This is a genomic window from Nostoc sp. CHAB 5836, assembly GCF_020829445.1.
Taxonomy (GTDB): Bacteria; Cyanobacteriota; Cyanobacteriia; order Cyanobacteriales; family Nostocaceae; genus Nostoc.
The window spans coordinates 1-13614 of record NZ_JAIVFV010000013.1; the positions used below are offsets into that span (position 1 = coordinate 1).

11 protein-coding genes and 1 pseudogene are annotated in these 13614 nt (G+C 42.3%); 6 read left to right on the plus strand and 6 right to left on the minus strand.

All coding sequences use genetic code 11. From position 1 onward, the window contains the following. Both LC605_RS04425 and LC605_RS04430 read left to right on the plus strand, forming a co-directional pair. A pseudogene (locus tag LC605_RS04425) lies at positions 1-394 on the plus strand (hypothetical protein); the annotation flags it as partial. 785 nt (positions 395-1179) lie between these two features. Then, entirely contained in the window at positions 1180-3618 is a 2439-nt protein-coding gene (locus LC605_RS04430) for a tetratricopeptide repeat protein (protein WP_306426845.1), read from the plus strand. Positions 3619-3689: 71 nt separating this feature from the next. Here LC605_RS04430 and LC605_RS04435 read toward each other — a convergent pair whose 3' ends face one another. The 6 genes from LC605_RS04435 to bchB form a co-directional block, all read right to left on the minus strand. Then, entirely contained in the window at positions 3690-3944 is a 255-nt protein-coding gene (locus LC605_RS04435) for a DUF4926 domain-containing protein (RefSeq protein ID WP_229546363.1), read from the minus strand. Further along, a complete protein-coding gene (locus LC605_RS04440; protein WP_229546364.1) occupies positions 3941-4297 on the minus strand; it encodes a hypothetical protein in 357 nt (118 codons plus the stop codon). The genes LC605_RS04435 and LC605_RS04440 overlap by 4 nt, the downstream gene beginning before the upstream one ends. 16 nt (positions 4298-4313) lie before the next feature. Further along, a complete protein-coding gene (locus LC605_RS04445; protein WP_229546365.1) occupies positions 4314-4703 on the minus strand; it encodes a hypothetical protein in 390 nt (129 codons plus the stop codon). 314 nt (positions 4704-5017) lie between these two features. After that, the gene (locus LC605_RS04450; RefSeq protein ID WP_229546366.1) at positions 5018-5374 is read right to left on the minus strand and encodes a hypothetical protein; all 357 of its coding nucleotides are present in this window, start codon (positions 5372-5374) and stop codon (positions 5018-5020) included. Positions 5375-5390: 16 nt separating this feature from the next. Next, positions 5391-5777: a hypothetical protein gene (locus LC605_RS04455; protein ID WP_229546367.1), complete on the minus strand. Its 387-nt coding sequence runs from the start codon at positions 5775-5777 to the stop codon at positions 5391-5393. 161 nt (positions 5778-5938) lie between these two features. Continuing rightward, on the minus strand, positions 5939-7465 hold the full coding sequence (bchB, locus tag LC605_RS04460; RefSeq protein WP_229546368.1) for a ferredoxin:protochlorophyllide reductase (ATP-dependent) subunit B: 1527 nt from the start codon (positions 7463-7465) through the stop codon (positions 5939-5941). A gap of 581 nt (positions 7466-8046) precedes the next feature. On the opposite strand from bchB, the gene LC605_RS04465 reads away from it, so the two are divergent. From LC605_RS04465 to aroQ, 4 genes are all read left to right on the plus strand, one after another. Beyond that, positions 8047-8739, plus strand: a complete 693-nt coding sequence (locus LC605_RS04465) for a Uma2 family endonuclease (RefSeq protein ID WP_229546369.1) — start codon at positions 8047-8049, stop codon at positions 8737-8739. 895 nt (positions 8740-9634) lie between these two features. After that, positions 9635-12286 carry a type I DNA topoisomerase gene (gene topA / locus LC605_RS04470; RefSeq protein ID WP_229546370.1) on the plus strand — a complete coding sequence of 884 codons (2652 nt, stop codon included), beginning with the start codon at positions 9635-9637 and terminating at the stop codon, positions 12284-12286. Between the two features lie 531 nt (positions 12287-12817). Continuing rightward, positions 12818-12958: a hypothetical protein gene (locus LC605_RS04475; protein ID WP_012410890.1), complete on the plus strand. Its 141-nt coding sequence runs from the start codon at positions 12818-12820 to the stop codon at positions 12956-12958. Between the two features lie 7 nt (positions 12959-12965). Beyond that, a complete protein-coding gene (gene aroQ, locus LC605_RS04480; RefSeq protein WP_229546371.1) occupies positions 12966-13430 on the plus strand; it encodes a type II 3-dehydroquinate dehydratase in 465 nt (154 codons plus the stop codon). The last annotated feature ends 184 nt before the right edge of the window (positions 13431-13614 follow it).

The window sequence follows — 13614 nt, forward strand, 5'->3', positions numbered from 1 at the left end:
AAACTACGACACAGGAGAAGAGCCAGACTATAAAGAGTTTAGAACGATTGCATTAAGAGGAGATCAGGTTTTGTCTTGCGCTAATTTTAGTAGAAATCCCGTACAATTTTTTTGCAATGCAACATCTCAAGGGATTCTAGGACGGGTGGCTGGTTTCACCAACCAGGACAATGGAATGATTCGATTCCGATTGGAACGAGAAAATCATAAAAGTTGCCAAGCCTTTGTTTCTTCACAAACGCTGAACAAAATTACAGATGGTAGCTCACCAGAAATTATTAATAGAAAACAAGTCAATATTATTGGAGTAGAGCCAACAGAACTAGAAGACGGCACTTGTGAACTGACAATTGAAAACCCTAGTCAGCTAGTAGTGTTACAACCTGGAGCTTAATGTTAAGCTAGCACTTTATGTAATTATTCTTGAAAGGTTTGGACACAAAAATATTCGGATTACAGGTGTTTACAGACCATACCATTATCAGGTTAAAATTCTACTTTCTATTTTATTACTTATATATGAATTTATTGGGCTTTATTTGAGCCTAATTTTGACGCAGCTTAATTTTATTATTGTATTAGTGATATTTCCGTATTGCCAAATAATTAGTGCTAGATTTATCTGAAGTAATGTAATTTATACTTAAGCTACTGATATTTTTGAACTTCGTTTGATGATGTATCAAAAAAATTATCTATTATCTAAGTCATCTAAACGATTTTTTCTAACTATCTATGCCAACTTCTGCGGCCATTGGCTATCGATCTCAATGCTGTTTGATTATGCGATCGCTATAAGTTATAACCATTTTACGAAATACCTGATACAAATATTATTTTGAAAATCGGCATTAACGAGTTCCGCGGGTTTAAGTCCCCCGGTTCAATAAATAGGTAAGTAATGCAATTGGAGTTTAAATCCCCATTACAAAACAAAATTTACCAATTACGAATTACGAATTATTTTAACATCTGGCTTTGTCAAGATTCATAAATGCACAAATAATGTTAAGAAATAAGAACATCTTCTGGAAACTACCGTTGACAAAGTTTATTTTTATATGTATGTAACTTCCTTAGTAAAAAAGGGAGCTAGTGAGTTTTATTTTTGACTCTCCACTCTTTGGGGAGGCGGTTAGTCTCCAGAAATAGACAACATATTTTTTTAACTCTCAAATTATGTCGAAATCAAAGTTTATATTTAGATTTATACTGTCGGTTGCGGCGATCGCCACTAGCGTGCAGCTAAGTTCAGGGAGTGACTATGCTATTGCTCAAAGTACATCTTCCAACCCTACTGTCGAATCTGGACAACAAAATAATGCTTTAGAAGCTGCCAAGGTTGCTATGGCAGGAGTTGGCATAGGAGTCATCGCAGGCTTACTCATTTCTGGTTTATGGTATCAGAAACGTCGTTACCGCAAAATCCAGTCAGTTGCCAAAATAGACAGCTTTCGTGAAGAGTTTCTCTGCGGCTCTTTAGCAGATTATTACTTATCTAATTCTAAAGCAAATGCTTCACCTATAAATTCTCGGAAAACTTTAGTAACGCCAACTAAAGAAGAAATATCCGATTCTTCTATTTCTCAGGAAACTTTAGTAACGCCAACTAAAGAAGAAATATCCGATTCCTCTACTTCTGAAACAAATAATCTAGCAGCAGAACCTACGCCAGCCGCAGGATCTAATTCCTTATCTGACTGCTATCAAAAGTTAATCGAGGAAATTATTACTACCGCCCTCAAAGGTAAAATCAGTTCCAAAGAGTTTATATATCGCCAATTAGTAGAAAATGTAAGCAGTGGTAATGGTGAAATCTTTGAACGCTGTTTGAGCGATCGCTTACATTCCACCCAATCTGAACTAGATCAGGTGATAAATTCTCCGAGTTTGTTCCAAAAAGAGACTCCTGAGTTAAAGAAAGCTCGTTTAAATCGTACCCTCAAAGCATTACAAAGTATTCAAGGGGAATGGGAACGAATCCAAAAACAAAAGCGAAATCAAGCCGCAGTCACCGCAGCTGTGCAACAAATTCTCACAGCCTCAGAAGCATCTCGCTTTTCAGTCTTGTTACAAATTATTGACCCCAACCAAAACCAAGTTTTCAGCCAAAATCAATTACAACAACTGGCGCAAGAGTTAAAGGAAACGGTGTCTTCTCACGAGGATCTGCACCTAAAACAAGAAATACAACAACTAGTGATCGGCATTGCTAACGGCGTAGAATCCTATCAGCAATTAGAAGGTTCTCTTGTCAGTTGGATTTACGAACCAACAGCAACTCCATTAGAATTGAAAGAGTCCAGAGCAAAGCAAGACCCTTGGGCTTCATGGGCGCTAAAAGTCAGCAGTCCATTGCCAAAACTGTTATTTTGTGCATTGGCAGATGGCGAATCTGCAACGGAGGTAGTTGTCCGTCAGTCTTATATAGATATGAAAGACTGGGTGGAGTTGACAGTAATTCTGCAAAGAATGCAGCAAGGTTTGGTGACTTGGTTTGAAAGACAACCCTATGATTCCAAATGGGGTACATCTTCGTCCATTGCCACTTTTCTCAGTTTCACTGTAGTTTGGTGCGAGTTATCTAATGGTTTCCGTATGGCTACCAGTATCGATCGCACCAAAGGCGAAGAATTAGCGAAAGCCTGTTTTCAGATTGTGTTACAAATTCTCAGAACTTTTGCTCATCGCGAATACTTTCCCCTTTACGGGGGAGTCTTTGCCTTTTTCGGTAGGGATTCGCTGCGGGATGCGATCGCTTATTTGGATACACCACTAAAAGAAGTGGAAGGTACTCAAGAAAAAGCCCGGATATTAACGCTGTTGGGGTATTCCCAGTTTATTTTAGGTAAATATCCAGAGGCGAACTCATTTCACCAAGAAGCCTTAGAAATTGCTCGTCAAGCCGGGGATCAACCCTGTGAAATTGCCAATCTCAACCACAATAGCCGTATTTGTGTTGCTCAAAAAGATTATTCTCAGGCGATTAACTACAGCCAAAGGGCGTTAATTTTGGCTCGTCAAGCAGGCGATCGCTTGGGAGAAGCCCACGCCTTGGCAACTTTGGGCTATAGCGAAGTGTTTGCGGCGCAGCAGATGGAACGCATAGAACCAGATGTCTATGAACAAGCAATAGAATACTTGCGCCGAGGTTTAGAATTGTCAGAAAAATTGAGTGATTCACGATTTGGTATCACCTTGGCAGCTCGCCAAACTCAAGCCCTTTGTTACATCAGTCTTGGCATTGCTCACGTCGCCTTAGAAAAACCCCAAGCTGCTGTAGAATACCTAGAAAAAGGCAGTGAGGCGGTGCAGTTTTCTAGTGATAAATATCTGCAAGGGCTGAACTTTTTGTATTTGGCAGAAAGTTATTACAACCTGAATAATTCCGAAAAAGCTGTATACAATAGCTGTCTAGGTATGTATTTATTAGAGCAAATTACTGCTGTGGAATGGCGGCAAGCGGCTGGATTACTAACAATTTTACAGAGTAAATTAGGAGATGAAGCTGTACAGCAATTAATCATAAAGTACCGAACTAACATTATTAAATTTATTGGCGTGGACGGTTATGATTACTTGCTACAATTGCTCGAAAAATACAAGCGATCGCACTAAGTCTTTGCAAATGTTCTTTTTATTATTCATAACTGGTGAATAAAATGGCTAAAACACTAACAATACAGTTGTCACAAAACTGTCTGTCTTGTATCATGTTCAATACTTCCCCAGGTTTCAGGTAGAGGGTTCACCCAGGAAATAGGCACAGTAACTACATTTAGAGTTTCACCGTCTTTAAAGATTTCTAAAATATATCCTGGCTCTTGCTGAGTTTTAGTAGGACGTAGATGATCCAATACAACTCCCCTATTGCCAGCTTTTACAGGGCTGTTAGGAACATCCTGCTTTAGTTCTACCCACTGAAATAAACTAGCTGTTGTCATCGTTTAATTCTCTTGCGATTTATCAGGATATAGGTATCAGTTACAACTTTACGTAACGTTTCACTGAAATAGGAAACTTCATAGTTGGGTGCAAGTTCTTTTTGCAGTCGCTTCCACAAGCTAATTCCTTCTGCTTCAAAAGCCGTTTTAGCCTCTAAACTGGGAAAACCTGAAGAATTAGGTTCTTCCCAGTTCAACTTTGCATCATAAACTTCTGCCCATTTTTCCAAACGGTTAATAGTTTCTTTACTTAATGGCATTGTCTCTGGATCAATATCTCCAGCTTTATCGGAACTAGCCCACCATAGCGGGTAGCATCCATAATCAGCCATGAGTTTGATTTTTTCTGCCATAGTTACTTTACCGAAATTATGAGGAAGTTCTGGGATTAGCACCTACTATATATCCATTATCGCTTACAGTCACACAGATGTACTGGGTTTTGCCATTAAAATTAACTTCATAAATAGTGCGAGTTTTTTTTCTTCCTTGATAACCAATTATTTTACCTTGGGTTACTGCGGTGATAATTGCATCTGGTATCTGGTTTGGCTTGATTCCCTGATTAGCAAATTCTAAAGAATGTTCTTGCAATATGTGTTGGAGTCCTGCTTCAGCATTTCCCTCTTCTAAAAATACAATTTTGCCATCAGATTGCTTGGCAATCCGCACAATCTTCTCAGGACTGTGTTTAATGCTAAGTTGGGCGAGTTCGGCAATTAAAGCTGATTTTTCATTGTTAAATTCTTCAGTATTCATTTATGTATAATTTACATTAATTCCTCTGTAAGAATTTAGCAGTCAAAAACATAAAATCTTTGTCAAAATATGAAAGTTATGAAAAAAACTGTAGGTAGTACAGTTTTTTGTACATGATGAGTAAATCAAGGATAAGTAAGCAAAAAGGGCATCCATACAGGACACCCTTTAGTTTAAATAATCGCTAAACCGTTAACCTACGCCCCGACAGCTTCCTTTGCGGCGTACAATACCTCAGCATTGATTTCTTTGAAACCGCGATCGCAGATAAATTTCTTGGTGCTGCACTCTTCTTTATATTCTGTTATGTGAAATCATTGTTGAATCGGACGTAAAACTTCTAATTCACTAGGATGAGTTAAAACTTTGCCTAATGGCTCACTGAAATAAACAACTTGATAATTAGGTGCAAGTTCTGTTCGTAATTTCTTCCACAAACTAATTCCTTCTTCCTCAAAAGCTACTTCAGCTTCTACACTTAAATCTGGTGAGTTAGCAGGATCTTGCCAATTTAATGTTGCATTATAATCAGCCGCCCATTTTCTCAAATGGCTAATGGTTTCTTGACTGAGGGGCAGTCTTGCTGGATCGATATTACCAACCTTATCAGCATCTGCCCACCATAAAGGGTCGCACCCATAATCAGCCATTAGTTTTATCTTTACTGCCATAGCTATTCAGGTGAAATTATGCTAAAGAGGCGGGATTTGCTCCGACTATATAACCATTATCGCCCACACTCACTGCTATATATTGTGTTTGTCCATTAAAAATTACTTCATAGATTTCCCGGCGAGGTTCTATCGTTCCTTGATAACCAAGAAACTTTCCTATTGTCACAGCAGCCATAACAGCATCAGGGATTTCATTCTGAGAGATTCCGCGTCTGGCAAAATCATCTTGATGTTCCTTTAAGATGTGTGATAATCCGCTACCTCTTCTACCAGCTTTTCCCTCCTCTAAAAATACGATTTTGCCATCGGCTTGCTTGGCAATCCGCACAACCTTTTCTGGACTGTGCTTAATACCAGCCTGACACAGTGCCGCAAATAATGCCGCTTTTTCATCGTTCATATTTAATTTAGTTATTTTAAATATTTCTTGAGAAAAATATATAAAAATTAATATTAAATCTATGATATATCATAATTTAATTTTTATCACTAAAGCAAAAAAATGGGGATAAAGAGTATACATAACTCCTCACCCCTCAATCTTCTTAATTAACCGCTAATCTAAGCCCCAACAGCTTCCTTCGCGGCGTACAATACCTCAGCATTGATTTCTTTGAAACCGCGATCGCGGGCAAATTTCTCAGTATTACGCTTCACTTTACCGCGCACAAATCCCGGAATCTTATTCAATTCTGCTTGACCATCTTTTGTCCAATTCAAATCAGAATCAGCAGAAATTCCTTTAGTAATAACTTCTTTGGTATCATGACCACCGAAGATTTCTAATAGGTGATCTTCCATTCCCAAAGTAAAGGAATTGTAGATCAAATCTGTAATCTGATTTGTGCCTTCATAACCCATAAATGGTTTGTAACCAATGGGGAAGTTTTGGACGTGGATGGGTGCTGCAATTACGCCGCAGGGAATATCCAAACGTTTACCGACGTGGCGTTCCATTTGGGTGCCAAAAATAGCAGAGGGTTCGACGCGAGCGATCGCATCCCCAATTTCACCATGATCTTCGGAAATTAGCACTTCATCGCAATACTCGCTAACCTGTTCGCGGAACCAATCTGCATCATATTTACAGTAAGTTCCAGCCCAAACAACATGAATCCCCATTTCTCGCGCCAGAATCTTGGTAATGGCGGCGGCGTGAGTGTTGTCACCAAACACCACAGCTTTTTTACCAGTCAAGTTTTGACAGTCAATGGAACGGGAGAACCAAGCAGCCTGAGATACATACAGGGTTTGCTCATTGATGAAGTTTTCGTAGTCAACTTCTGCACCTTGAGCATTAATTACCTGCTGAATCTTGCGAATACAACGGGCAGTTTCCACTACACCCATTGGAGTAATGTCTATATAAGGTGTGCCGAATTGTTCTTCTAGGTAACGAGCTGTGGTCAAACCGAGTTCACGGTAAGGCACGAGGTTAAACCAAGCTTGGGGCATCTTTTTCAAGTCATTTACCGAAGCACCTTCGGGAATTAAGGTATTTACTTCAATTCCCAAGTCAGCCATTAGCCGTTTGAGTTCGGTGCAGTCGTGATTGTTGTGGAAACCCAGGGTAGTAGTACCAATAATGTTGACTGAGGGCTTTGCAGTTTTGCCCTGTGCCAATTCGCCCCGCTTCCGAGCTTTTTCGATGTAGTATTGGACAATTTGATCCAAAGTGCGATCGGCGGCTTGCAGTTCGTTGTAGCGGTAGTGGTTCACATCCGCCAGCATCACGTCTCCTTTCGCTTCTAACTGCGATCGTTCAACAAAGTTGTGCAAATCCTCTTGCAAAATGCTAGAGGTGCAGGTGGGAGTTAACACAATCAAATCTGGATGTTCCTCAGCATCCTTGCGGACGATGTTATCTACCACCTTCTCTTGGGAACCGCGTGCCAAAACGTTGCGATCGACGACACTGGTTGTCACCGGAGTAAAATCCCTCTCCCGCGATAACATGGAGCGCATGACGTTAAAGTAGTCATCGCCAATGGGGGCGTGCATGATCGCATGGACATTTTTAAAAGAACTAGCGATTCGCAGAGTGCCGATGTGGGCGGGCCCAGCATACATCCAGTAAGCCAATTTCATGTTTGTATTCTCCCTTTTCAACTCAAATAACTAAGTAACTGGGCGTAAAAATATAAGATAGACTTTACCACTAACCCCTTTGGTGCGTAGTTTACCACCGTAGGCATCGCGCAGCGTGCCGTTGGTCAAGAAGGGGGAGAGGTTTGGAGAGAGGTATTATCTTTGAATTCAGCCCATCTACTCATAAGTGCTTGATTATTAAATCGTTTCTGATTTTCTCAAACCTGCTGGCTGAAAAAAAATAAGGTTTGTTGCGGGTTTTAGGGGAGTCGATATAGCTGAAACCTATTTACTCCTTGGGATATGGCTATCAATTTAACCAACATTCCTGTTGCTTTTGGAAAAAAATCTTAATCTTTCGGTGAATTAGACCTAACAAGAACAGCCCCTTAAGAACCTGACTTTTCACGGCATTTGGAAAACCTCTCTCCAAACCTCTCTCCTTTTAGGAGAGAGGTTTGGAGAGAGGTCAAAATGTATTACATACAAACGAAAAACGCTATAATCTTTCATTCCCTAGTGGGTTGCGTTTTTAGGTAATTCGCTAGGATGTACACAAGCTCATTTTCAGTACAAAAATTATGGTGAAAACACCCTCCCGTCCTTGGACAATTCCTCCTTTGGAAAATGGCGACAAACTCACCCGGTATGAATTTGAGCGTCGCTATAATGCCACCCCTAACCTGAAAAAGGCTGAATTAATCGAAGGTATTGTTTATATTATGCCTGCTGCTCTGCGTTTCCGAAGTCATGGTCAACCGCATGGTTGGATTATTGGTTGGTTAGTTACTTACGAAGCTGCGACTTCTGGTGTCGCGTTGGGAGTTGAACCTACCGTCCGTTTAGACTTAGATAACGAACCTCAACCCGATGTTGTTCTGTTGATTGAACCGGAAGCAGGAGGCCAAACGCGGCTGAGTGAAGATGATTATATTGAAGGTGCGCCAGAGTTAGTTGTGGAAATTGCTGCTAGTAGTGCGGCTATTGACCTTCATGGCAAAAAACAGGCCTATCGTCGTAACGGTGTCAAAGAATATATTGTTTGGCAAGTTTTAGACCAAAAATTGACTTGGTTTTCTCTGGAACAGGGTGAATATTTGGAATTAGTACCTGACAATGAAGGCATTTTACGAAGTCGGGTATTTCCAGGGTTGTGGTTAGCAACAACGAAATTATTAGCAGGTAATATGCAGGGTGTATTGAAGGTTTTACAAACAGGTTTGCAGTCTGTTGAACACGGAGATTTTATCAAGAAATTGGGTAGTGATTATTGAACGATTTCTAAATGGAGAAAATCTCTTAAGCAATTAAGTTTGCACAGCAAATTATTCTGGTTCTATTCCCCAATTTCCCCAGCGAATTGCTTCACGCCGTTATCTTGATCCTATGCTATTGCCGTCAATTCATAGTTGTCTGCTTTTAACTCTTCAAATTTGTCGGACTTACGCACTATACAAATTAACCAAAATATGTGTTAATCAAAATCAACGTTTCAGACGCAGAACATAACCCCAGGGCTATTTCATTCTAGACATAAACCACCCGGATCTGAAGTTCCTCTCTTATAGCTAAAGTACGTTTTAACGGACTATAACCTTTTCTCAGTCGTCTTGAAACGACTTTCGCTATTAGACTGGTGAATTCATTCTGAGGCGGGCTAGATGAGAATGAAATAGCCCTGATATAGTACTAGTATTTTATTTTTGAAATATACGTAGGGGAGCCAGTCGTTTGGGCGGGTTTCCCGACTTGAGCGAACTGGCGTTGTGTTAGACGAAAGTACAGCACCATCTCAAGCTTTTGGTGCATTACGGCTTACGCCTAACACACCCTACAAATACTTGGATTTTTTCAAAAATCAAATATGATTCCTATATGTATGATACGTAAGTTCTGAAATTACACTTGCGGGGTATTTTGAAAACTGTAGTCGCCAATTATGCGTTAGATAAGTTAAAGATTAAAATAGCTGGAAATTCAGATCCAGCGTACCCTCATTTATCCTCTGGGACATACTGGGCCCTAAGTTGGGCGGATTTTCTCCCAAGCAGGCAGTTTATGTGAGGATTAAATCACCGCCCTAAGCGTGACCATTTATCTTGACAATTTGCAAAAATTACCTCAATTTGACTGTTTAGCTTAGCAGCTATTCTTTTTTTTGAAATTTCCATGTCAACTCTCGTCATCGTCGAATCTCCAACCAAAGCTCGTACCATTCGCAACTACCTGCCATCAGGCTATCGGGTGGAGGCGTCTATGGGTCATGTACGTGACCTACCCCAGTCGGCTAGTGAAATTCCCGCTGCCGTCAAGGGGGAAACATGGGCGCAGCTAGGGGTAAATGTGGACGCCGACTTTGAACCGGTATATGTTGTCCCGAAAGACAAAAAGAAAATTGTCACCCAGCTTAAAGAAGCCCTCAAAGATGTAGATGAACTGATTCTGGCAACGGACGAAGACCGGGAAGGTGAAAGCATTAGTTGGCATTTATACCAATTGCTGAAGCCGAAAGTTCCGACTAAGCGGATGGTGTTTCACGAAATTACCCAAGAGGCGATTAAAAAAGCTCTGAAAAACTGCCGCAATATTGATGAACAGTTGGTTCGCGCCCAAGAAACCCGGCGGATTTTAGATCGGCTGGTGGGTTATACCCTATCTCCCCTGCTATGGAAAAAAATCGCCTGGGGATTATCTGCTGGGCGAGTGCAATCTGTAGCCGTGCGGCTTTTAGTCACTAGGGAACGCCAACGCCGCGCTTTCCATGAGGGTACATACTGGGATTTGAAAGCTAGTTTAGAAAAGGAAAAAACCCCCTTTGGTGCCCAGTTGGTAACATTGGGAGGAACCAAAATCGCTAACGGCAGCGATTTTGATGCCGCGACCGGACAAATTATCGCAGGTCGCAATGTCTTGTTGCTAAACGTTGACCAAGCTGTAGCCCTCAAGGAACGCCTAACTGGTAAAACCTGGAGTGTGAACGACATCGAGGAACGCCCTGTGACGCGCAAACCGTCACCACCGTTCACCACCTCGACGTTGCAACAAGAATCTAACCGGAAACTACGTCTTTCAGCCCGTGACACGATGCGGGTTGCTCAGAATTTGTACGAGCAGGGGTATATTACCTATATGCGGACAGATTCGGTACATTTGTCAGATCAGGCGATCGCCGCTGCTCGCAGTTGTGTAGAAAAACTCTATGGTCAACAATACCTTAGTCCCCAACCTCGGCAATACACTACCAAATCCAAAGGCGCACAAGAGGCGCACGAAGCCATTCGTCCAGCCGGTAGCAGCTTCCGCACCCCCCAAGAAACTGGTTTGGGCGGTAGGGAACTTGCCCTTTACGATTTGATTTGGAAACGCACTGTCGCCTGTCAAATGGCTGATTCTCGGCAAACTCAAATTACCGTGCAATTGCAAGTTGAGGACGCTGGATTTCGTTCTTCTGGCAAACGGATTGAATTTCCCGGATACTTACGCGCCTACGTCGAAGGCTCAGACGACCCGGAAGCAGCACTGGAAGACCAAGAAGTAATTTTGCCGAATCTGAAAGTCGGAGATCATCCCAATTGTACAGAACTAGAAGCAGTTGGGCACGAAACCCAACCCCCAGCTAGGTACACCGAAGCGACTTTGGTGAAAACCTTGGAAAGCGAAGGTATCGGTCGTCCCAGTACCTACGCCAGCATCATCGGCACGATCATCGACAAGGGTTATGCCCAATTGGTGAGTAACGCTCTCATCCCCACCTTCACCGCTTTCGCCGTCACCGACTTGCTGGAAAAACATTTCCCAGACATCGTTGATCCTAGTTTTACCTCAAAGATGGAGCAAACCCTCGATGATATTGCCACAGGTGAAGCGAAATGGCTACCCTACTTGCGGCAATTCTATCTGGGAGAGAAAGGACTGGAAACCCTAGTCAAAGAGCAGGAAAATAAAATTGACGCCACCAAAGCTAGGACTGTAGAACTGGAGAATCTAGACGCCAAAGTCCGCATTGGTAAATATGGCCCCTACATTGAAGTCGAAAATGATCACGGAGTTGTCACCGCCTCAATTCCCAAAGACCTGACACCAGCAGACCTCGACCCCAAACAGGTAGAAGTATTGCTGCGACAAAAAACCACTGGCCCTGACCAGGTAGGTCGGCATCCCGAAACTGGTGAACCGATTTATGTGAAAATTGGTGCTTATGGACCCTATGTCCAATTGGGTGACAAAACCGACGAAAACCCCAAACCCAAACAAGCCTCCCTACTCAAAGGTGTCACCCCAGAAACCCTGACTCTGGAAATGGCTGTTGGTCTGTTGGCACTACCCCGGACATTGGGAGTTCATCCAGTGTCTGGCAGCAAAATCCAAGCAAGTTTGGGACGCTTTGGCCCTTATGTCGTTCATGACCAGGGTAAGGAGGGAAAAGACTACCGCTCCCTGAAAGCTGCTGATAATGTATTGACAATTAGTTTAGAACGTGCATTGGAATTGTTATCCGAACCAAAAAAGGGACGCAGTTCCACCAACAGCAAATCCAAGGCAGCCTTACGCGAATTGGGTACACATCCAGAGGACGGGGAAACAATCAACATCTACGATGGCCCCTATGGCCCTTACATCAAGCATGGCAAAACTAATGTGAGTATCCCAGAAGGTCAATCGGTAGAAGATGTAACCCTGGCTGCGGCGCTGAACTTGTTAGCAACTAAGGCACCGACCGGAAAATCGACTCGCAAAACGAGTAAATCAACGAGTTCCAAATCTAAGTCAACTACTAAGTCATCAACGACCTCTGCGAAAAAAAAGGGCACGGAAGGCTAGTACCCCTTTTATTAATTCCAAATCACTGTTGGCGCAGCCTCTTTGGTAGGAGAAGTTCAGACCCCTGGGCGGGCTGCGCCAACGGCATCTGCCGCCCCTCCGACTTCTCTCTAAATTCCCAAAAATTAAATTGCGCGTTGGCGTCAGCCTAAGAAGAGAAGGCGGTTCGATAAATTAAGCTTTTTAGGAATTTTTGCGTAAGTCCTGTTTTGAATTATTTGAATTTTAGTTGCAGCCAATGGTGCAAGCCCCCGGATTTATCCGTGGGGTCTTCAATGCAAGAATTTGGAATTCCTCCGAAGGATGTTGACCCTTGATATCCATCCTTGATAGGATACAGCTCTATAGGTTGCAAGTGTGATAATCTAAAAAGTAAGGGAAAACACAACGCCAAATTTGAGAAGTGGCTGATGTCCCAAATACGGGATTGTGTCTTAGCCAAATTGGAAGCCAGAGGTGCGAAAAAAAGATGCCATTTTCTGCGTACCTGTTAATCAAAAATTGAGGTAGTATCTCAGGAGCGGTCAGTTCATGGACTATATAGAAAAGGTGCTGGAAAAGCTTAAGGAATTAGCGCGTAGGCTAATTGAGAGCCTGTTAGGCCCAGAGGCTGAACCGGAACCGGAACTGATTCCGATTCCTGTAAACGATCGCTCGCGTCGTCGTCACTAACCCCAAAGTGCTGAACTCGACGTTAGAACCCTTAAGCATTCTGGCACTGCATGGGCCAAACTTAAATTTACTAGGACAGCGAGAACCAGGAATTTATGGCTCGTTGACCCTAGCTGAAATTAACCGCCTGTTAGAAGAAGAAGCATTCAAGTTACAGGCGAAAATTTTCCCTTTGCAGTCAAATCATGAAGGAATTTTGGTAGATACTATTCATGGCGCACTCGGGCAACATCAGGGAATTCTGATTAATGCAGGCGCATATACCCACACAAGTGTGGCCTTGCGAGATGCGATCGCAGCTGTTAACTTACCCACTGTAGAAGTACATCTAAGTAACATTTACCGCCGGGAAGATTTTCGCCATCATTCTTACATCGCCCCAGTAGCGATCGGGCAAATAAGTGGTTTTGGTGTCCAAAGTTACTTGTTGGGCTTACAAGCATTAGTTAATCATTTAAGAGTTAGGAGTTAGGAGTTTCCGAGTTAGGAGTTAGGAGTTAGGAGTTAGGAGTTGGGAGTTAAAAGTTAGGAGTTGGGAGTTGGGAGTTGGGAGTTGGGAGTTTGAACAAGAATTGGTCGTTGGTAGTAAAGTTACTCCCTTCCCCCTATAAGATTACCTATTGATTTTTCTCTCTCTTCCTTGGTGTCCTTGGCGT

Bases quoted from the DNA above. Each gene is read 5' to 3' on its own strand.
- LC605_RS04455 (WP_229546367.1), bottom strand. From the start codon at position 5,777: ATGAACGATGAAAAAGCGGCATTATTTGCGGCACTGTGTCAGGCTGGT.
- LC605_RS04435 (WP_229546363.1), bottom strand. From the start codon at position 3,944: ATGACAACAGCTAGTTTATTTCAGTGGGTAGAACTAAAGCAGGATGTT.
- LC605_RS04450 (WP_229546366.1), bottom strand. From the start codon at position 5,374: ATGGCAGTAAAGATAAAACTAATGGCTGATTATGGGTGCGACCCTTTA.
- bchB (WP_229546368.1), bottom strand. From the start codon at position 7,465: ATGAAATTGGCTTACTGGATGTATGCTGGGCCCGCCCACATCGGCACT.
- LC605_RS04440 (WP_229546364.1), bottom strand. From the start codon at position 4,297: ATGGCAGAAAAAATCAAACTCATGGCTGATTATGGATGCTACCCGCTA.
- topA (WP_229546370.1), top strand. From the start codon at position 9,635: ATGTCAACTCTCGTCATCGTCGAATCTCCAACCAAAGCTCGTACCATT.
- LC605_RS04465 (WP_229546369.1), top strand. From the start codon at position 8,047: ATGGTGAAAACACCCTCCCGTCCTTGGACAATTCCTCCTTTGGAAAAT.
- LC605_RS04445 (WP_229546365.1), bottom strand. From the start codon at position 4,703: ATGAATACTGAAGAATTTAACAATGAAAAATCAGCTTTAATTGCCGAA.
- LC605_RS04475 (WP_012410890.1), top strand. From the start codon at position 12,818: ATGGACTATATAGAAAAGGTGCTGGAAAAGCTTAAGGAATTAGCGCGT.
- LC605_RS04430 (WP_306426845.1), top strand. From the start codon at position 1,180: ATGTCGAAATCAAAGTTTATATTTAGATTTATACTGTCGGTTGCGGCG.